The following is an 18,315-nucleotide window of genomic DNA, read 5'->3' on the forward strand; positions in this document are numbered from 1 at the left end:
TCGAGGCGGGCGGAGCGCGAGCGACAATCCCGCCTTCCAACAGCGGCTTGCCGCCGCGCGGGCCTAGGCGACCGCGCACCCGCAGCCGTACGGAGTGGTCGCGGAGATCTGGGCGGCGGGACGCTGACGTCCCGCTAGGGTGCGGGGATGGAGATTGTGGACAAGGTCGCGATTGTCACGGGGGCAGGTGCGGGGATCGGGGCGGCGCTGGCGCGTCGGCTCGTCGCAGGTGGCGCGCGGGTGGTGCTCGCCGACCTCGACGCGGAGGGCGTTGGGCGGGTTGCCGAGTCCCTCGGCGCCGGTGCCGTCGCGGTCGGTGGCGACGTGTCCGACGAACTGGTGATCCGCGGGCTGATCGAGCGCGCCGAGGCCGAGTTCGGGCCGGTCGACCTGTATTTCGCGAATGCCGGCATCGGCGGTGGCGCCGGACTGGACAGCACCGACCAGCAGTGGGCAGCCGCGCTCGAGGTCAATGTCATGGCCCACGTCCGCGCCGCACGGCTGCTGGTGCCGGGGTGGCGGGAGCGCGGCGGCGGCTACTTTGTGGCGACGGCGTCGGCGGCGGGTCTGCTCACTCAGCTCGGTTCGGCGCCCTACGCGGTGTCCAAGCACGCGGCCGTCGGGTTCGCCGAATGGCTGTCGGTCACTTACGGCGATCATGGGATTCGCGTGAGTTGCGTGTGCCCGATGGGTGTGGATACCCGGCTGCTGCACACCGGCCTGGTCCCGCCGGAACACGCCGCGGAGGCCGAACTCGCAGTGAAGGCGGTGACTACGGCGGGCGCGGTGCTGTCCCCGGACGAGGTTGCCGAGGTCGTCCTCGCCGGAGTCTCGGACGAGCATTTCCTGATCCTCCCGCACCCCGAGGTACTGAAGATGTACCGCCACAAGGGTTCCGACTACGATCGCTGGCTCGACGGCATGCGCCGCTTCCAAGCCGCCTTGCAGGGATAGTCGGTCCAACGCTTTCAGCGCAGGACCTTGCGGACCACGAGACCGGCGAGCAGGGCCCAGAAGGCCGCGCCGATTCCCCCGAATCCGACGCCGGATGCCGCGATCAAGAAGGTGACGATGCCTGCCTCGCGGTGGTCGCCGGAGCGGAGCGCTCCGCTGAGGGCAGCGCCGAGCGCTGCCAGGAGAGCCAGGCCGGCAACGGTCTCCAAAGTGCCCGTCGGAGCGGTCGCGACCAGCGTCACGAGGACCGCCGAGCCCAACGCGAGCAGCAGGTACGTCCCGCCCGCCGTGAACGCCGCGATCCAGCGCCGCTTCGGATCGGGATGAGCGGCGGGTGCCGCCGAGAGGGCGGCGCTGATCGCGGCGAGATTGATCGTGTGCCCGCCCGCCGGTGCGCCGAGAATGGTGCCGAGGCCGGTGACGGTCATGGCGGCGCGCCAGGGCACCTGGTAGCCGAACGACTTCATCACCGCAGTGCCAGGAATGTTCTGGGACGCCATGGTGACGATGTACAGCGGGATCGCGATACCAATCATCGCTAGCCAATTCCAATGTGGCACAGTGAGTTCCACCGACGGTGCCATGGCGCCGACGTCGAGATGCCTGTGCTGCACGACAATGCTGATGCCCGCACCGACCGCCGCGGTGCCGAAGGCCGCGATCACAGCCCAGCGTTGCGCATACCGTTGCAGGACGACCCAGACCAGGATCACCGGAACCACCACCGCGGGACTGGTCTGCACCGCCCGTACCGGCGCCAGGCACAGTGGCAGCAGCACACCGGCCAGCATGGCCTGCGCGATCTCCACCGGAATCGCGGCGACCAGGTTGCCGAGTCGCTGCCACAGCCCGGTGATCACGATCAGCACACCGGCTAGCGCGAACGCGCCGATCGCCGCGGGCCACCCGCCCGCCACGGCGCCGGTGCCGGCGAGCATCGCCGCGCCGGGCGTGCACCAGGCCAGCGTGATCGGCATCCGATACCGGTAGCTGAGCAGCATCATGCCGATCGCCGGGATGACGCACAGCGCGAGCAGGCCCGACGCGGCTTGCGCCGAGTCCGCCCCTACCGCGGTGAGCCCGCTCAGTACCACCGCGAACGAGCTGCTGAACCCCACCAGCGCCGTGACCGCACCGGCGCCGAGCGGCTGAGCGAGCCCGGTCTTCGGCGCGACAGGTTCGTGCGCTGCGGTGGCAGGGGTCGCTGCCGCGGAAATGTTCACCATCTTCCGGATATTGCCCCTGGTCACAGCGTTGTGTCGCCAGCCAGTGCCCGGAAACTGGCCTGAATTGCGCTCCCGCGCGTCGTGCCGGTTCCGCGCCGCCACTGCGAGATACGACGACATCGCCGTGTCGGATGCGTAGGGTGGGGAGTCGGTGCGCGAGGATTCGGGACGAGGAGCTGAGTTGAGCGCGGTACTGATCTCACCAGGAGAGCTTCGGGAAGCCTTGGCGGACAAGCGGCTTCGTCTGCTGGATGTCCGATGGGCGTTGGGCGACCCGGATGGGCCGCAGCATTATCTCGACGGCCACATTCCCGGCGCGGTGTTCGTCGATCTGGAAATCGAGCTGGCCGCGCCGCCTTCGCCCGCGCATGGCAGGCACCCGTTGCCTGACACCGCGCAATTGGAGAAGTGTGCGCGCAGCTGGGGAGTGTGCGACGGCGATCCGGTGGTCGTCTACGACGCCACCGGCGGCATGGCCGCTGCCCGCGCCTGGTGGCTGCTGCGCTGGGCGGGCATCGCGGACGTGCGCATCCTCGATGGCGGCCTGCCCGCCTGGGTCGGCGAGGTCGGCACCCTCGCGGCGGGCGCGGAACCGGATCCCGAGCCCGGCGATGTCGAGTTGAGCCCCGGCCACATGCCGGTGATCGGCGCGGACGGCGCGGCTCGCTGGGACGGCGTGCTGCTCGACGCCAGGGCGGGCGAGCGCTACCGCGGTGAGGTGGAGCCGGTCGATCCGCGTGCCGGACATATTCCCGGTGCGCTGAGCGCGCCGACCGCCGAGAACCTCGACGCCGAAGGGCGGTTCCGCCGCGCAGACGAACTGCGTGACCGGTTCGCCGGATTCGGGTCGGGGCCGGTCGCGGTGTACTGCGGGTCGGGCGTGACCGCCGCGCATCAGGTCGCTGCGCTCGCCGTGGCGGGAGTCGAGGCGGCGCTGTATCCCGGCTCGTGGTCACAGTGGTCGAACGACCCGAAGCGGCCGGTGGCGACGGGCAGCTGAGGCGCGCGCATCACAGACAGCCGCGAGCGATGTCCTATGTACCACGTAATCGGGGTCCTGCAAGACGCCGATGACCACGACGCATTCGCCGGTGCGTGGCCGGTAACCCACCTCGGTGAGCTGCTTGCTCAACACGTTGTCGCGGGTGTCGCAGCCGCCGTGCCCACCAGCGCCGTCGTTGTCGTCGGTCCAGGCCTGGCCGAACACGAATCCCTGGCCGGCCTTGCAGCCGCGGTCGTAGCCGCCGGGGTGCGGCCGTCCGGGATCACCCGGACGGCGGCGAGCAGGCGGTCGAGTTCGACGCGCGTGGGGCTGACCGGCGCGGAGGCCACGGCACAGTGTCGAGTTCCGCGCACCCACAGAACGGAGCGCCGCGACCAGAGCGCCCAGGAGCCACCGACGAATGAAGCCAGATGTACCGGCAGTGAACGACATTCGAGGGCCGGGATGTCAGTTGCGAAGCGCCCTCACAACCAGGCGCGGGCGAGCAGATCGTCGTCGGCGACCTGGCTCGCCCGGGGTGGGAACCGCGTGGCCGAGATCGATTCGGTGTGCGCCCCATCGTGCCCGATCAGCCACGAGCCGCCGCGCTCCTCACACTCCGCGATCTTCGCGAAGGTGGTGAGCAGGAACGTAACCGCGTCGCGCGGATCGATGGTTCGAGCCAGACGCTGGGATTCACCTGGCCGCGACAGGTCCAGCCACACGCCGGACTGCCCGTCGAGCCGCATCCCGACGATCTTGTCGGCGTGCACAAAGGTGAATTTGCGCCGCTCCCATGGGGTTGTCGGGGTGAAGCTTTGCTCGAGAACCTGGAGCAGAATCGTCATGCTGCTTCCTCCGCTTCCGTTGACAGCAAGCTGCGATTCTTCTGCGATGACCGGCGGATATTCCAGTATGTTCCGAAACTGGTGCCCATGGGTAGTGATACGTCCATCTCATCCAGGTCGAAGACGCTTCACCGTGCACGCAGTACCGCTACCTCCAGCCCACATCCGCGTGTCTTGGCACGCTGTCGGCATGGGTCCATACTGCCCCTGAACCACGAAGTCTGCATGGATCACCCCCACGTTATTCCGTACGACCTCACCAACCGGCCGACCGACGACTCGGTGGCGAGGTCCCGGGTCGACCGGCAGCAAGCGCCGGTGGGGACGGCGGTGCAGTACCTGCGGGGCTCTTACCCACGGGTGCGGGAGCTGCCACTGTCCACCGTAAGGAAGACCTGATCGGCCCTGTGCGCTCCGAGGTCGACTTCCCCGCCGATCACCACCAGTACTGGACGATCGACACCCTCGCCGGCGAGGAGGAAGGTTGCCCTGAGTGGATGCGCTACAGCGGCACTGGCGCCCTCGTGGGCATCGCCGGCGCGGGCGGGTTGGTGGTGGATACTGACGGTACCCACCACATCTGGTTCGACTACGAACTCGGGTGATCCGGTCGGCGAGCGCGGGCCAACTGCGCGGCAAGGATGGCGCGGGCCGTGGCCAGCGACGGCCCGTACCAGGTGAGGGCGCGACCCTCGACCAAGGCGACCGGGATGTCCGGGAAAGCTTCAGGACCATCGGATTCGGTGAAGACATAGGGCTCGTCGGGGAGCACGGCGATGTCGACACCCTTGATCAGTTCGGCCTCGGTGACGTGGGGATAACGGTCCGGGAGGTCGGCATGCACCAGCCGCAGGCCGAGACGGTGTGCGAGATCGCCGGTAAAGGTATTTCGGCCGACCACCATCCACGGGTTGCGCCAGATCGGGATCACGGCCGCACGGGACGGCTCGGGTGGCGGCGGCGCCCAGGCGGATTCGGCCTCGCTGAGCCAGGCCGGGATGCCGATTCCGAGCGCCACCGTACAGAGCCTGGCGAGTGAGACCATGGCCTCATCGATGGATTCGATCTTGGTGACCCACACCGGGATCCCCGCGTCGCGTAGGCGTTCGACGTCGACACGGCGGTTTTCCTCCTTGTTGCACAGCACCAGGTCGGGGGCCAACTCGACGATGCGCGGCACGTTCGGATTCTTGGTTCCGCGCACTCGTTCGACATCCAGATCGGCGGGGTGGGTGCACCACTTCGTGGCCGCGACAAGGGCTTCCGGGCAGGTGAGCGCCACCGCCTCGGTCAGCGAGGGAACCAGGGACACCACTCGGCGCGGGGGTGTGCGAATGGCCACGGGGGTTGCGAGGTCGTCGCGCGGTGGGGTCGCCGACCCGGTCGAATCACTCATGCTCCCACCGCACCGACGCTCGGCTCCGCCATGACCGGGCGATGCTCGGCTGTGCTTGTTGTTCGTTCGCTCATGGCACCACGCGCCTGGCCAACTGGCGCAACTCGTCTGGAAGCACCGGGGGCAGCGTGTTGCCGCGGGTGGCATGTTCTGGATTGCCTGCCTGTACGTCCCAGAACCCGCTATCGCGGAAGCTGGTATCGCCACGGTGTGCTTCACAGCGGTGCTGATCGCCGGAGATTCCGCGCGCCTGAGCACTGCCCGAAGTTCGGTGTAAAGGCAGCGGGCGGGCGCTCTTGGGGCAGTTCCGCACCGGGCTCGGCGGCGGGAGACTTAGAAAGGCACTCGGCGTCGGGAAGTCCCGGTCCCTTTTTGCTTCGCCGGACTCGATCCCGCCCCGAAAGTCCGGACGCAGCCGCCGGCCCCGATGCCGGGTGCCATCCAAGTTGCTCGCTACTCCGCCTCGCTGGCACTCAGCTCCACCATGACCGAGCAATGCTCGGCTGCGCTCGTTCACGAGTCGAACAGGCGATAGACCGCGGTGAGTTCACGCAGGCCGGTCGCGGCGATCGACTCCTCTGCCGCGGTCATCCGCAGCGCCTTGCGCAGCAGCACCGGATCGAGATCGTCGATGGCCGCGCGAAATTCGACTTTCGGCAGGTCCGGCAAGTCGGTTTGGTCTCCGTACGGGTCATCGGATTCGGCGGACGGCTCCTCGCGTTCGATTCCGCTGATCAGCGTGTCCAAGTCGAGGCCGCGCAGGGTGAGGATCTCGCGTGGGCGTTCGTCGAGCCGCTCGGCCAGCAGGTAGCAGACAGCGGCCACATGCTTGCACGGCCAGCCCGGGTCCGGGCAGGTGCAGGTGAAGTCCAGATCCGCCGCGGTGGTCGGCAACAGCAGCGGCCCGAGACCGGTGGGCAATGCGCCCGAAGCGATGTCGGCGAGCATGCCCGGCGCCGACCGAATGGTCTCGATGATCAGCTCCAGCTCCTCTTCGCGCAACGGGCGGACGGTGAACACCGCGGTGAACGGACGCGGTTGGCTGCCTTGCACTTCCGCGGTGACGGCGCCCGGCTCGATCCGGTAGCTCACCACCTGACCGGACCGCGCGTAATTGCGGCCGCGCGCCAAACGTCCCGGCTCCGCCATCCGCTCCACCGATTCGATCAGGGCCCTGCCCCACCAGGTACGCCCGAACGCGCCGCGACGGCTCCGTGCCTCGACCCCGCCGCGCACCGGCAGTTTCTTGCCGAACTCGCTGTAATCGGTGAAGGGACTCATTCGCCCACCGCCGCGGCGCCTAGGGCGAACAGGTCGCGCAGTTCGTCGGTGCTCAGCTCCGTGATCCAGTTCTCCCCCGCGCCGACGGCCAAGTCGGCGAGGTGCCGCTTACCGTTGATCATTTCGTCGATTCGCTCCTCGATGGTGTCGACGCAGACCAGTTTGCGCACCTGGACGTTGCGCTGCTGCCCGATCCGGAAAGCGCGGTCGGTGGCCTGGTTCTCCACCGCGGGATTCCACCAGCGGTCCAAGTGGACGACGTGGTTGGCGGCGGTGAGATTGAGCCCGGTACCACCGGCTTTGAGCGACAACAGCATCAGCGGCGGACCGTCCTGCTGCTGGAACCGGGTGACCATGCTGTCGCGCTTCTTCTTCGGCACGCCGCCGTGCAGGAAAGGGACATCGGTGCCGAACCGCTCGGCGAGATAGGGCGCGACGAACTCACCGAACTCGCGGAACTGGGTGAACAGCAACGCCCTCTCACCGTCGGCGAGCACCGCGTCCAGAACATCCTCGACGAGGGCGAGTTTGCCGGACCGGTGGGCGCCGCGATGCAGCATGCCGGACCCGTCGCCGAGGAAGTGCGCCGGATGATTGCACACCTGCTTGAGCCTGGTGAGTGCGCCGAGGACGGCACCTTTGCGTGCCATGCCCTTCGCGTCCCTGATCTTGGCGAGCATGTCCTCGACCACGGCCTGGTAGAGAGCGGCCTGCTCGACGGTGAGGTTGGCCCGTACCGTCATCTCCATTTTCTCCGGCAGATCGCTGATCACCGCGGGATCGGTCTTCACACGGCGCAGCACGAACGGCTGGGTGAGCCAGCGCAGGCGACTGATCGCGTTCGGGTCGTGCTCGCGTTCGATGGGCACCGCGAAGCGCGCCCGGAACGACTGCGGGCTGCCGAGCACCTTGGGCATCGCGAAATCCATGATCGAGCGCAGCTCTTCCAACCGGTTCTCCACCGGAGTACCGGTGAGCGCGAGCCGATGCCGCGCGGGTAGTGTCCGCGCTGCCCGCGCCTGCCTGGTCCCCGAGTTTTTGATGTGCTGCGCCTCGTCCAGCACGACCCGATCCCACTGCTGTCTACCGAGTTCCTCGATGTCGCGGGCGAGCAGCGCGTAGGTCGTGATCACCAGGTCGGCCGCGGCGACCATCTCATCGAGTTCGGCGCCCACCCGCCGTCCCACGCCGTGATGCACCCACACACGCAGATCCGGCGCGAACCGCTCCGCCTCCCGTTGCCAGTTGCCGACCACCGACATGGGGCACACCAGCAGCGTCGGTCCCTCCGCGCCGGCCTGCTCGGCCGCCGGCCGCGGATCGGGCAACGCGGACTTGCCCCGACGCGCCTCGCGGAGCGAGACCTGCACGCCATCGGATACCGAGCGTGCCTCCCGCTCGTGCATCAGCAGGGCCAGCACCTGGATGGTCTTGCCGAGCCCCATGTCGTCGGCGAGGATCCCGCCGAGACCCATGCGGCTCATGGTGGCCAGCCAGGCGAGGCCGCGTTCCTGGTAGGGCCGCAGCTGGGTCTTCAATCCGATCGGCGGGGCGACCGGTTCCGGCTCGCGGGTGTGGTCGAGCAGGTCGGCAGCCCAGCCCGAGGCGGTCACCTCGGCGATCGGCACCTGTTCCACTCGACCGCTCGCGATCTCGCCGAGCATGTCGGCGAAGGTGATCGGGGAATCGTCGGTGTGCGCGGCGACGTAGCGGGCGGCGGCGGCGAGCACCTTGTGGTCCGCTTGCACCCATTCGCCGCGCAACTGGACCAGATCGGATTTGCCGCGCACGAGTTGGTCCATCTCCGCCGCGGTCAGCACGGTGTCGCCGAGCGCGAGTTCCCAGCGGTAGGAGACGAGGCCGCGCATCCCGACGGTGCTCTCGGCGGCGGGCACCGAGCTGTCCACCCGTAACCGCATGGTCGGCTCCGCGATGCTCCACGCGCGCGGAAGGAGCAGCCGGACGCCCGCCGTCTGCAGGGCATGCGCGCCGTGCGCCACCAGGTCGACGACCACCTCCGTCGGCAGCAGCAGATCCATGCTGTGCGGATCACTCGGCAGATCGCGCAGCCTCGGATAGGCCCGCTGCGCCTCGCCGAGCTTCTCCACCGCGATCCGGACGAGATTCGGATCACCATGCAGCGGAACGGTTTTCGGTGCCTCGCCGGTTATGCGCAGGCATACCTCCAGCCGCCACAACGCCACCGACTCGTCGACGGTGCCGAATTCGCCGTCCGGCTCGAGCAAGCGCAGCACCAAATCGGGTTCGTCACCGGTGAGGCTGGCCCGCCAGCGCTCCAGGACCTCGGCCAGCTGGTAGCTGCCGCCCTCCAACGGAACGTCGCCGACCAAGGCGGCAAGCAGGGGATGCGACGAATCGGGCAGGCCTACCAGTGCCCGCGCGATCGGGTCGGTGAGCTCGGTGACCATATCGTCCAGCAGCGCGCCCGGACGTCCGGCCACCCGCAAGGCCTGGGGCATGGCGGCGGCCAGTTCGGCCAGCCAGGCGCGTTGCCGCTCCCCGCCGACCAGCCGCCAGCGCACCCACCACTGGCCGTCCTCCCTGCGTAGTTCCGGCACGACCCGTCCGGCGCGCACCCAGCGTTCGACGCCGTGCGCCACATGGGCCAGGAATCGGAGATCCCCCGATACCACTTCGGCGGGGAGCCGCTGCCGCAAGCACGCCGCGGCCGCGGACGGTGCCATCGCATGCGCGCGGACCTGCTCGGTAACGGATCCACCCGGCCCGGTGACCAGGACCTCGGCCCGATGCCGGAACTTCGAGGCCCGCAGCACGCCGCCGAGCGGGTCGGACAGCGCGGTGACCGGCGAGTCGTGCCAGAGCAGCAACCCGGATCTCGGCGACCACAGACCGTGCAGCATCAGCCCATCCAATCAAACGGGTCCGACATCGGCCGATCCAGCGTGCTGCCAGGTTGAAGGTTCGACCGTGTTACTCCCTCACACGCCCTGTCGCGCACCCATACGCGGACAGGAAGGTGCGGATCGCGGATTCGGCGATGTCACGGAGTTCCGCCTCCGGTACCGCCCGGGTGCCGAGGCGCGAGCGTGCCTCCAACGGGGCGGTGAGCAGGGCGAGCAGTTGCTCGGCGGCCTCGGCCGGTTCGGTGACGCGCAGCTTGCCCGCGAGTGCGAGCCGGGCCAGCCGATCGGCCATCGCCTCGGCGATGTTCCGCGAGGTGCGGGTGAGAACGGTGTCGACGAGGTCGGGGAACGCCGCGAGCTGGGCATAGGTGAGGGAGCGCAGCGCGCGGGAGCGATCGCTTGCGCACACCTCGAGCAGCCGGTACGCCACGTCGGTCAGGATCGGCGCGAGATCGTCGCCTGGCTCGCGCAGTTCCTCCACGATCGCGAGGGTCTGCGCGGCCACCGCGTCGGCCGCGGCCAGTACCGCGTGCTCGAACAGCGTCTGCTTGTCGGTGAGGTGGTTGTAGACCGTCGGCTTGGCGACACCGGCTTCGTCGGCGATCTCCTGCACGCAGGCCTTGTCGTAGCCGCGACGGGCGAAGACGGTGAACGCGACATCCAGGATCGCCTGCCGCTTGTCGATGCGGCCCCGCGCCGCCGTTGTTCCCGTCACCCCTGCATGCTAGCGCTTTCGGAATCCAGAAATGAACTTACCCGTTCACTCTTGTAAAACAACCAGTCAGTTCTCTAGATTGAACTCGTCAGTTCATTTCAGGAGGAGTTCATGATCGTTCACCTGTTGCGCTTCGGCTTCCACGAGGAGACGACCGAGGAGCAGAAGGCCGAGGTACTCGCGACGATGCGGCGCACCGCGTCGGTCGAGTCGGTGTCGTTCTCGACGGTCGGCCAAAACCTGGGCGACGCGTCCGAGGGGCTGACCCACGCCTACTGCGTCGGCATCGAAGATCTGGCGGCGCTGGAGCGTTACCTGCACGACCCGGTCCACCTGGACGGCGATCCACGGATCATCCCGCACGTCGCGAAGATCGCGATCGGTCCCGACGTAGCCGACGATTCCGATCCCGAGCTGCGCGACAAGATCATGGCGTTGCACGAGGCGAAGCTCGCCGCGTACCCGGAGTGGGCTCAGCTGATGGATACCGTCCCCGAGGTACGGATCTTCTGACGGCTCAGCCCTTTCGGGCCTCACACGTTGCGGCGATACTGCCCGCCGACAGTGAAGAACGCGTCGGTGATCTGCTGCAGCGTGCACACACGGGCGGCGTCCATCAGCACCTCGAAGATGTTGTCGTCGGTACGGGCGACGGCATCGAGGCGGGCAAGGGCGGCATGGGCGGCATCGCGGTGCCGATGCTGGAACTCGCGGACCCGCGCAAGCTGGGACTGCCTCTCCGCCTCGGTGCCGCGCGCCAGCTCCATTTCCCGGTGCGGCTCGCCGTGCGGGCTGCGGAAGGTGTTCACGCCGATGATCGGCAGCGAGCCGTCGTGCTTGCGCTGTTCATAGCGCATCGACTCGTCCTGGATCTTGCCGCGCTGGTAGCCGGTCTCCATGGCGCCGAGCACGCCACCACGTTCGCTGATCCGGTCGAACTCGGCCAGCACGGCCTCTTCGACCAGGTCGGTGAGCTCCTCGACGAGAAAGCTGCCCTGCAGCGGATTCTCGTTCATCGCGACGCCCCACTCGCGGTTGATGATGAGCTGGATGGCCAGCGCGCGGCGCACCGATTCCTCGGTCGGGGTGGTCACCGCCTCGTCGTAGGCGTTGGTGTGCAGGCTGTTGCAGTTGTCGTAGATCGCGATCAGCGCCTGCAAGGTGGTGCGGATGTCGTTGAAGCTCATCTCCTGCGCGTGCAGTGAGCGGCCGGAGGTCTGGATGTGGTACTTGAGCTTTTGCGACCGCTCGTCGGCGCCGTAGTGATCACGCATGGCGACGGACCAGATGCGCCGGGCCACCCGGCCGATGACCGAGTACTCCGGGTCCATGCCGTTGGAGAAGAAGAACGACAGGCTCGGTGCGAATTCGTCGATCCGCATGCCGCGCGCGAGATACGCCTCCACATAGGTGAATCCGTTGGCCAAGGTGAAGGCCAGCTGACTGATCGGGTTCGCGCCGGCCTCGGCGATGTGGTAGCCGGAAATCGACACCGAATAGAAGTTGCGAACCCCGTTGCGCACGAACCACTCCTGGATGTCGGCCATCATGCGCAGACTGAATTCTGTGGAGAAGATGCAGGTGTTCTGGCCCTGGTCCTCTTTGAGGATGTCGGCTTGCACCGTGCCGCGCACCGTGGCGAGCGCCTGCGCGCGGATGTCCGCCGCTTCCTCGTCGGTCGGCTCCCTTCCCTCCGCGACCGCGAAGCGGTCCAGCGCCTGGTCGATGGCTGTGTTGAGGAAGTACGCCAGGATGGTCGGCGCCGGTCCGTTGATGGTCATCGACACCGAAGTGGTCGGTGAGGTCAGATCGAAGCCGTCGTAGAGGGCCTTCATGTCGTCGAGCGAGGCGATCGACACCCCGGACGTGCCGACCTTGCCGTAGATATCGGGGCGCTCGGCGGGATCGTGACCGTAGAGCGTTACCGAGTCGAACGCGGTGGACAGCCTTTTCGCGTCGGAATGCTCGCTGAGCACCTTGAAGCGGCGATTGGTGCGGAACGGATCGCCCTCGCCCGCGAACATACGCGCCGGATCCTCGTTGTCCCGCTTGAACGGGAACACCCCCGCCGTGAACGGGAATCGTCCGGGCAGGTGCTCGGCGCGGAGGAATCGCAGCAGCTCACCGTGATCGGTGTATCGGGGCAGCGCGACTCGCGGAATCGAATTGCCGGACAGTGTTTCCCTGCGCAGCGGGGTGTGGATTTCGCGGAGGCGCACACGCACAACCTGTTCGTCTCCGCGGTAGGACTCGGCCAGCGCGGGCCACTCGGCCAGGAGCGCGGCATTCGCCGGGGTGAGATCGGCGCGGGCGCGTTCGGCCAATTCGGCAACGGCGGTGTCGTCCGGCAATTCCGCCGCCACCTGTTCGAATCGTTGCAGGCGTTGCGCGGCGAGGATCTGGGTAGCGGTCTCGGCGTGGTAGGCGCGGACGGTCTCGGCGACCTCGGCCAGGTAGCGCACGCGCGCGGGCGGGATGATCTGGGCGAAGCGGGTGGAGGTGCGGGTATTCACCCTGGGCAGCACACCAGGCTCCAGTCTCAGGCCGCGGCCCACGAGCAAGCCGGTCAGGTGCTGGTAGAGGGCGGTCACTCCGTCGTCGTTGAACGTCGCCGCGCTGGTGCCGAAGACGGGCATGTCCTCCGGGTCCGCGCCGAACTCTTCTCGATTTCGGATCAACTGCCGGGCGACGTCACGCAGCGCGTCCGCGGCCCCGCGGCGCTCGAATTTGTTGATCACCACCACGTCCGCGTAATCGAGCATGTCGATCTTCTCGAGCTGGGAGGCGGCGCCGAACTCAGGTGTCATGACGTACATCGACACGTCGACGTGGTCGGTCACGGCGGCGTCGCCCTGGCCGATGCCAGGTGTCTCCAGGATGACGAGGTCGTATCCCGCTGCCTTGCAGGCGGTCACGATCAGGTCGATGTTGTCCGGCAATTCCCGTCCACCGCGGGTGGCCAGTGAGCGGAAGAAGATGTGTTCGCCGTCGAGTGCGTTCATCCGGATGCGGTCGCCGAGCAGCGCACCGCCGCCGCGCCGCCGGGTCGGATCTACCGCGAGGATCGCGACCCGCAGTTTGTCCTGTTGATCCGAGCGCAGCCTGCGCACCAATTCGTCGGTGAGCGAGGACTTTCCGGATCCGCCGGTACCGGTGATGCCGAGCACCGGTACGGTCCGCGCCGCCGCGGCCGAGGTCAGTGTCTGCCGGTCGGCTTCCGGCAGCGTGTCCTGTTGTAGGCAGGTGATGGCACGGGCCAAGGCGGCGCGCTCACCGGCGAGCACCGCGTCCAGCACCGGTGGGTCGGCGGCAGGATCGACGTCGCAGGCGCGGATCAGCCGATTGATCATGCCGGGTAGGCCGAGGCGCTGTCCGTCCTCGGGGGAGAAGATGGTCACGCCGGATTCGGCCAGACGTGCGATCTCGTCGGCGACGATCACGCCACCGCCGCCGCCGAATATCCGGACATGCTCCGCTCCGGCCTTTTTCAGTGCGTCGGCCAGATATTCGAAGTACTCGACGTGCCCACCCTGGTAGGAGCTGACCGCGACACCCTGTACGTCTTCGGTGAGTACCGCATCGACCACTTCGCTGACCGCGCGATTGTGGCCGAGGTGAATCACCTCCGCGCCTTGGTTCTGCAGGATGCGGCGCATGATGTTGATCGCCGCGTCGTGCCCGTCGAACAGGGCGGCGGAGGTGACGAAGCGAACGGGGTGGGTCGGCGTGTGGAGCGCGATGCGGTCGGCCACAGGATTCCTCCGGCGAGTTGAATGCCGCCCGATAATAGGACGTCAAACTAATTCTACGGTGATGACAATCACATCGCCAGACGAGGCGGGCAATACCGGTTGACCTCGCATCGCGAATACGCCGCGGCATACAACGCAGCCGCGAACACGCAGCGCCGCAGGCGCTGCAAATCAAACACAGCGCTGCAAAACCAAACACCGCATACTGGGCGAGTGGTGAGCGACGACAGGGCGGCGGCCGCGGTAGGGCGGCTGGTCGCGGACGGTGTGCTGTCTCGAGAACAGGCCGACGCAGTGCTCGCGGCGCTTACTGTCGAACGCGCGTCGGTGTTGACGCGCGGGAAGGTGATCGCCGAGATCGCGGCTTATCTCGGGGCCGGTCTGCTATTCGGCGGGATTTTTCTGGTGCTGGCCTCGTCCTGGCAGGACCTCGGCCGACCGGTGCGGGTGGGTGTACTCGCCGTCGTCGCGGCCGGCCTCCTGTTCGGCGGAATCCTGCTCGCCGGTGCGCTGTTCACCCGTCCGAGCGCGCACAGCCCGCGCGCCAGGCTTGCGACGGTGCTGTTCGCCCTTGCGTCCGTCGCGCTCGCCGCGGCCATCGGCACCGCACTCGAGGACGGAACTGCCGAGGCTGCTTGGGTTTTCGCGTGCGCGGCGGGGGCGGTGGTGGCGGTGCTCGGCTACCTCGCGCTGCCTTCGGTGCTCGGCATGCTCGTCTGCGCCTGCTTTGTGCCTGCGGCCGTCGCGGGGATGCTCACCGATGTGTTCCACCTCGACGACGCGTGGGGCAGCGTAGCCGTGCTGCTGCTCGGTGGCGCGTGGTTCGGTCTGACCAGAATCGGCGCTTTGCTCGAAAACCGGACCGGATACCTGATTGCGATCGTCACCTCTGTGGCGGCCGCGCAAAGCATCGACGTCGCGGGTCGGACCTGGACCTATGGGCCCACGGCGCTGATCGCGCTCGTCTGCTTCGCGCTGTATGCGAGCGATCGATCGGTGGTGCTCGTCATCGGTGGTGGAGTGTCGATCGCATTGGCCGCGGGCGAGGCGGTCTCCGAATGGACCGACGACGCGCTCGGCGCGGCGGCCGTGGTCGTGGCGATCGGCGCGATCATGCTCGCCCTCGGCACGTTCCAGCTCACGCGGTCGCAGAAGAAGCCCAGCTAGCCAGCTCGACGAGTGGCACACCACAGAGGGCCTGCTCGCGTTTTGCCGCAGCCATGTGCCACTCGTCCGGGGTATGCGGATGTCAAGGCACGAGGAGCGTGCGAGCATGCTCGTTGAAATCGGTGATCAGGGGATGCGGGCCGAAGGACATCATGCGTCGCTGGACGTCGCGAACGGCTTCCACTGAGCGTGAGGATTTGACCTTGCGCTGGTCGCCGAAGTGGACCGACGAGCAGCGCACCACCGGCTACAAGGGTCTGGAAGAAGGCCGTCACACCCGCACCTCGACTGGGTCGATGTGCCCTGACGATCGCGCTCAGGGGCCGTTTCGACGCCGGTGGGCGCCGGACCGGCCCCTGCCGTCAGCCCGCGAGGATCGCCCGGGCGGCCGCCTCGGCACACGCGGCCAGGCCCGGGATGCTCGTGGTGATGAACATCCCTCCCCCGGCGAGGTCACCCACGGCGTACAGCTGGGGGTCGGCCTGACCGGACACCGTCAGCCGCCCGGTCGCGGGCTCGACGTTCAGCCCGCCGTCCGCGTGGAGCTCGGCCGCCCCGCCCGCGAGCATCGACGAGACCAGCGCGCTGGTGCTCTCGGGGATCGAGTGCGGCGGCGGATTTACGGCGTTGATGACGACGTCGGCGCCCCGGACGTCCCCGTCGGCGAAGACCCGGAAGCCGCCCTCCCCGGCCTCGATCTTCCGCACACCGGGGACCACGGCCAGCTGCCCCGCGTCCAGGAGCTCCAGCATGGTGGCGGCGTTGCCGGGCACCATCGGGTAGCTGAGACTCGCGATCGTGCGGAAGTGCTCGTCCCGCAGCACGTCCTGGTCGGCCTCGCGCAGCAGGCGCCAGGCAGACCTGCCGAGGGTATGCATGGCCTGCTGGAGGACGCGGCGGCTCATGTTGGGTGAGTCGATCAGCGAAAGCTGCCGCCGCAACCGCTCGACCGGATCCTCCGAGGGCGTCGCCCGCACCTCCTCGGCGAGCTCGCCCATGTCCTGCCCCAGCTCGGCGTCCAGCAGTGACCGCACGTGGCCGAGGGTGAGCTCGCCGTGCTCACGGGCGAGGGCCGTCAGCCGGCCGGCCGTCAGATGCTTCAGCTCGGCTTTCACGGGGCGCTGCCAGACGGCCGGCAGCACCCCGCCACGCGACAGCAGGCTGATCCGACCCGCGTGGCCGCGCGCCGCCAGTGAAACGACGATGTCGACCGCCGTCAGGCCGCTGCCGACGATGGCGACGTCCTGTTCGGGCGCGACGTCGTCAAGAGTGGACGACAGCGGGTAGGGGTCGCGGATGAATCCCGGGCTGCCGCTCAGCCCGTAGTGGTCCTGCGGCGCGCCGCTTCCCACGGCCAGCACCGCGATGTCGACCGTGTGACGCCGTCCGGCGCCGGTGAGAAGGGCGGGCCGGTCCGACGGGGAGACCCCGGTCACGCGCTCGTCTACTACGTCGGTCCGCCACCCGAGCTCGCGCAGGCGGGCCAGAGCGGACTCGGCGGTCTGCTCCAGGTAGCCGCCGTACACCCCGCGCGGGACGATCGGAACCCCGAACCGGCGATCAAGATGAGTGGCCTCCCGGCCCGCGAGCCACCGGGCGTAGTGTGCGGGATCGCCGTGCCGGGCAGAACTGATCATTGGCGGGACGTTGACCAGCACCGACTCCAGGTCGGGCCCGAAGGCGCGCCCGCGCCACAGATGCGGCGACGGCTCGAAGACCGTGACCGCGCCGGGCCCCTCCGCGAGAGTGGCGAGCGCATCCAGCAGCGCCACCGTGGATGCTCCCGCGCCGATGATTCCGATCTCCATATGTCGTCCTCCAGAAGTCCTTGGTCGTCTCATCACGATTCTTGCCGCCGCCCCCCGCGCGTCCCCATCCCGCGCGAACGGGGTGCCGCGAGAGGGCGAACCCCTCAAACGAGGGGTAGGGGGACGGCGCTCTTCGATGCAGACTGGAGTGATCAACAGTTCGGAAGGGAGACCGGATGGCGCGCCACGACCCGATCACACAGGCGGCCGATTCCCTCGACCTCTTCACCCGGGTCTCCGCCCGGCTCCGCGAGCGCGTCATCTTCGACGCGGCGGCGTGGTCGACCACCGACCCGGAGACCGGGCTGGTGACCGCGCCGATGTGGGTGCAGAACCTCGACGGCGGAACGCAGTGCTACGCGTACTGGGAGTGCGAGCTGCTGGAGGAGACCGTCATCCCCTTCCGCGAACTGGCCCGCTCCACCACCCCTGCCGGCGCACTGCGGTGGAACACCGGTGACCTGCCCGGGCGCAGCGCGCAGTACCGGCGGCTCCGCGGCCAGGGCCTGATGGACGAGCTCCGGGCGGTGCTGCGCGCGGGCAACAAGCCGTGGGGCGTGGTCAGCCTGTTCCGGAACGCCGGACGCGAACCGTTTGGCCAGGCCGAGATCGATCTGGTCGCGGCCATGTCCGCGTCACTCGGCGCGCGGCTGCGCTCCTTCGCCCGCCCGTCCGCCGCCCCGGCGCTTGCCGGGACGTCCGCGCCGGGCATGATCCTCTTCACCCCGGACGGGACGGCCACATCGATCAACCAGGAGGCCCGGCACTACCTCGCGCTGCTGCCGGACGGGCCGTCCGAGCCGTCGGCCCTCGGCGTCCGCCTCCCCATCTGGGTTGTCGGGACGGCCGTCCAGGCGCGGGCGGTCGCGTCCGAGCGCGACGGTCGGACCGCGCGGGTGCGCATTCGCACCCGCGACGGCGGCTGGATCGCCTGCCACGCCTCATGCCTCAGCGGCCCCGACGGGCTCCCCGGCCCGACGGCGCTCATCATCGAGCCCGCCCCCGCCTCCGACATGGCGCCGATCATCGCCGAGGCCTACGGCCTCTCGCGCCGCGAACTGGAGATCACCCAGCACATCGCGCGCGGCCTGGCCACCACCGAGATCGCCGCCGCGCTGTTCATCTCGGCGCACACGGTCCGCGACCACATCAGGGCGATCTTCGACAAGACCGAGGTCTCCAGCCGCGGCGAACTGGTGGCCCGCCTGTTCACCGAGAACTACTGGCCCCTGCGCAACCGCCCAGGCGCCACCGCCTACGGCCGCGTCTGACCGGTCAGGAACGCCGGTCGCCGAGCTTCC

Annotated in this window: 15 protein-coding genes; 7 read left to right on the forward strand and 8 right to left on the reverse strand. The window is 68.6% G+C overall.

Going from position 1 to position 18,315, the window contains the following annotated elements; genetic code table 11:
* Positions 1-147: 147 nt before the first annotated feature.
* Positions 148-954: an SDR family oxidoreductase gene (locus tag OH799_RS30005; protein WP_406270994.1), complete on the forward strand. Its 807-nt coding sequence runs from the start codon at positions 148-150 to the stop codon at positions 952-954.
* 14 nt (positions 955-968) lie between these two features.
* Here OH799_RS30005 and OH799_RS30010 read toward each other — a convergent pair whose 3' ends face one another.
* Complete coding sequence (locus OH799_RS30010; RefSeq protein WP_406270997.1) at positions 969-2,180, reverse strand: benzoate/H(+) symporter BenE family transporter; 1,212 nt, start codon at positions 2,178-2,180, stop codon at positions 969-971.
* A gap of 181 nt (positions 2,181-2,361) precedes the next feature.
* On the opposite strand from OH799_RS30010, the gene OH799_RS30015 reads away from it, so the two are divergent.
* Positions 2,362-3,180 carry a sulfurtransferase gene (locus tag OH799_RS30015; protein ID WP_406271000.1) on the forward strand — a complete coding sequence of 273 codons (819 nt, stop codon included), beginning with the start codon at positions 2,362-2,364 and terminating at the stop codon, positions 3,178-3,180.
* 467 nt (positions 3,181-3,647) lie between these two features.
* Here the strand turns inward: OH799_RS30015 and OH799_RS30020 are convergent, their stop codons facing one another.
* On the reverse strand, positions 3,648-4,010 hold the full coding sequence (locus tag OH799_RS30020; RefSeq protein WP_406271003.1) for a hypothetical protein: 363 nt from the start codon (positions 4,008-4,010) through the stop codon (positions 3,648-3,650).
* Positions 4,011-4,235: 225 nt separating this feature from the next.
* Here OH799_RS30020 and OH799_RS30025 point away from each other — a divergent pair, with 225 nt between their 5' ends.
* A complete protein-coding gene (locus OH799_RS30025) occupies positions 4,236-4,409 on the forward strand; it encodes a hypothetical protein (RefSeq protein WP_406271006.1) in 174 nt (57 codons plus the stop codon).
* Between the two features lie 8 nt (positions 4,410-4,417).
* Positions 4,418-4,615 (forward strand): DUF3224 domain-containing protein, encoded by a 198-nt coding sequence (locus tag OH799_RS30030; RefSeq protein WP_406271009.1) that lies wholly within the window; start codon positions 4,418-4,420, stop codon positions 4,613-4,615.
* Here OH799_RS30030 and OH799_RS30035 read toward each other — a convergent pair.
* From OH799_RS30035 to OH799_RS30050, 4 genes are all read right to left on the reverse strand, one after another.
* Positions 4,600-5,406, reverse strand: a complete 807-nt coding sequence (locus OH799_RS30035) for a helical backbone metal receptor (protein ID WP_406271012.1) — start codon at positions 5,404-5,406, stop codon at positions 4,600-4,602. The genes OH799_RS30030 and OH799_RS30035 overlap by 16 nt on opposite strands.
* A gap of 513 nt (positions 5,407-5,919) precedes the next feature.
* Positions 5,920-6,687 (reverse strand): SWIM zinc finger family protein, encoded by a 768-nt coding sequence (locus OH799_RS30040; protein ID WP_406271015.1) that lies wholly within the window; start codon positions 6,685-6,687, stop codon positions 5,920-5,922.
* On the reverse strand, positions 6,684-9,569 hold the full coding sequence (locus tag OH799_RS30045) for a DEAD/DEAH box helicase (protein WP_406271018.1): 2,886 nt from the start codon (positions 9,567-9,569) through the stop codon (positions 6,684-6,686). The genes OH799_RS30040 and OH799_RS30045 overlap by 4 nt, the downstream gene beginning before the upstream one ends.
* A gap of 70 nt (positions 9,570-9,639) precedes the next feature.
* Positions 9,640-10,287: a TetR/AcrR family transcriptional regulator gene (locus OH799_RS30050; RefSeq protein WP_406271021.1), complete on the reverse strand. Its 648-nt coding sequence runs from the start codon at positions 10,285-10,287 to the stop codon at positions 9,640-9,642.
* Between the two features lie 111 nt (positions 10,288-10,398).
* On the opposite strand from OH799_RS30050, the gene OH799_RS30055 reads away from it, so the two are divergent.
* Positions 10,399-10,800 (forward strand): Dabb family protein, encoded by a 402-nt coding sequence (locus OH799_RS30055; protein WP_406271024.1) that lies wholly within the window; start codon positions 10,399-10,401, stop codon positions 10,798-10,800.
* Positions 10,801-10,820: 20 nt separating this feature from the next.
* On the opposite strand, the gene icmF is transcribed toward OH799_RS30055, so the two are convergent.
* Complete coding sequence (gene icmF / locus OH799_RS30060) at positions 10,821-14,039, reverse strand: fused isobutyryl-CoA mutase/GTPase IcmF (protein WP_406271027.1); 3,219 nt, start codon at positions 14,037-14,039, stop codon at positions 10,821-10,823.
* 213 nt (positions 14,040-14,252) lie between these two features.
* On the opposite strand from icmF, the gene OH799_RS30065 reads away from it, so the two are divergent.
* The gene (locus OH799_RS30065; RefSeq protein ID WP_406271029.1) at positions 14,253-15,206 is read left to right on the forward strand and encodes a DUF2157 domain-containing protein; all 954 of its coding nucleotides are present in this window, start codon (positions 14,253-14,255) and stop codon (positions 15,204-15,206) included.
* 362 nt (positions 15,207-15,568) lie between these two features.
* On the opposite strand, the gene OH799_RS30070 is transcribed toward OH799_RS30065, so the two are convergent.
* A complete protein-coding gene (locus tag OH799_RS30070; protein ID WP_406271032.1) occupies positions 15,569-17,014 on the reverse strand; it encodes an FAD/NAD(P)-binding protein in 1,446 nt (481 codons plus the stop codon).
* Positions 17,015-17,190: 176 nt separating this feature from the next.
* Here OH799_RS30070 and OH799_RS30075 point away from each other — a divergent pair, with 176 nt between their 5' ends.
* Positions 17,191-18,285: a response regulator transcription factor gene (locus OH799_RS30075; protein WP_406271035.1), complete on the forward strand. Its 1,095-nt coding sequence runs from the start codon at positions 17,191-17,193 to the stop codon at positions 18,283-18,285.
* Positions 18,286-18,315: the final 30 nt, after the last annotated feature.

This window comes from Nocardia sp. NBC_00881 (assembly GCF_045207455.1).
Classification (GTDB): Bacteria; Actinomycetota; Actinomycetes; order Mycobacteriales; family Mycobacteriaceae; genus Nocardia.

Excerpts from the sequence above, each read along its gene's own strand:
- OH799_RS30005 (WP_406270994.1), top strand. The coding sequence starts at position 148 with ATGGAGATTGTGGACAAGGTCGCGATTGTCACGGGGGCAGGTGCGGGG.
- OH799_RS30010 (WP_406270997.1), bottom strand. The coding sequence starts at position 2,180 with ATGGTGAACATTTCCGCGGCAGCGACCCCTGCCACCGCAGCGCACGAA.
- OH799_RS30020 (WP_406271003.1), bottom strand. The coding sequence starts at position 4,010 with ATGACGATTCTGCTCCAGGTTCTCGAGCAAAGCTTCACCCCGACAACC.
- OH799_RS30025 (WP_406271006.1), top strand. The coding sequence starts at position 4,236 with ATGGATCACCCCCACGTTATTCCGTACGACCTCACCAACCGGCCGACC.
- OH799_RS30035 (WP_406271012.1), bottom strand. The coding sequence starts at position 5,406 with ATGAGTGATTCGACCGGGTCGGCGACCCCACCGCGCGACGACCTCGCA.
- OH799_RS30040 (WP_406271015.1), bottom strand. The coding sequence starts at position 6,687 with ATGAGTCCCTTCACCGATTACAGCGAGTTCGGCAAGAAACTGCCGGTG.
- OH799_RS30045 (WP_406271018.1), bottom strand. The coding sequence starts at position 9,569 with ATGCTGCACGGTCTGTGGTCGCCGAGATCCGGGTTGCTGCTCTGGCAC.
- OH799_RS30055 (WP_406271024.1), top strand. The coding sequence starts at position 10,399 with ATGATCGTTCACCTGTTGCGCTTCGGCTTCCACGAGGAGACGACCGAG.
- OH799_RS30070 (WP_406271032.1), bottom strand. The coding sequence starts at position 17,014 with ATGGAGATCGGAATCATCGGCGCGGGAGCATCCACGGTGGCGCTGCTG.
- OH799_RS30075 (WP_406271035.1), top strand. The coding sequence starts at position 17,191 with ATGGCGCGCCACGACCCGATCACACAGGCGGCCGATTCCCTCGACCTC.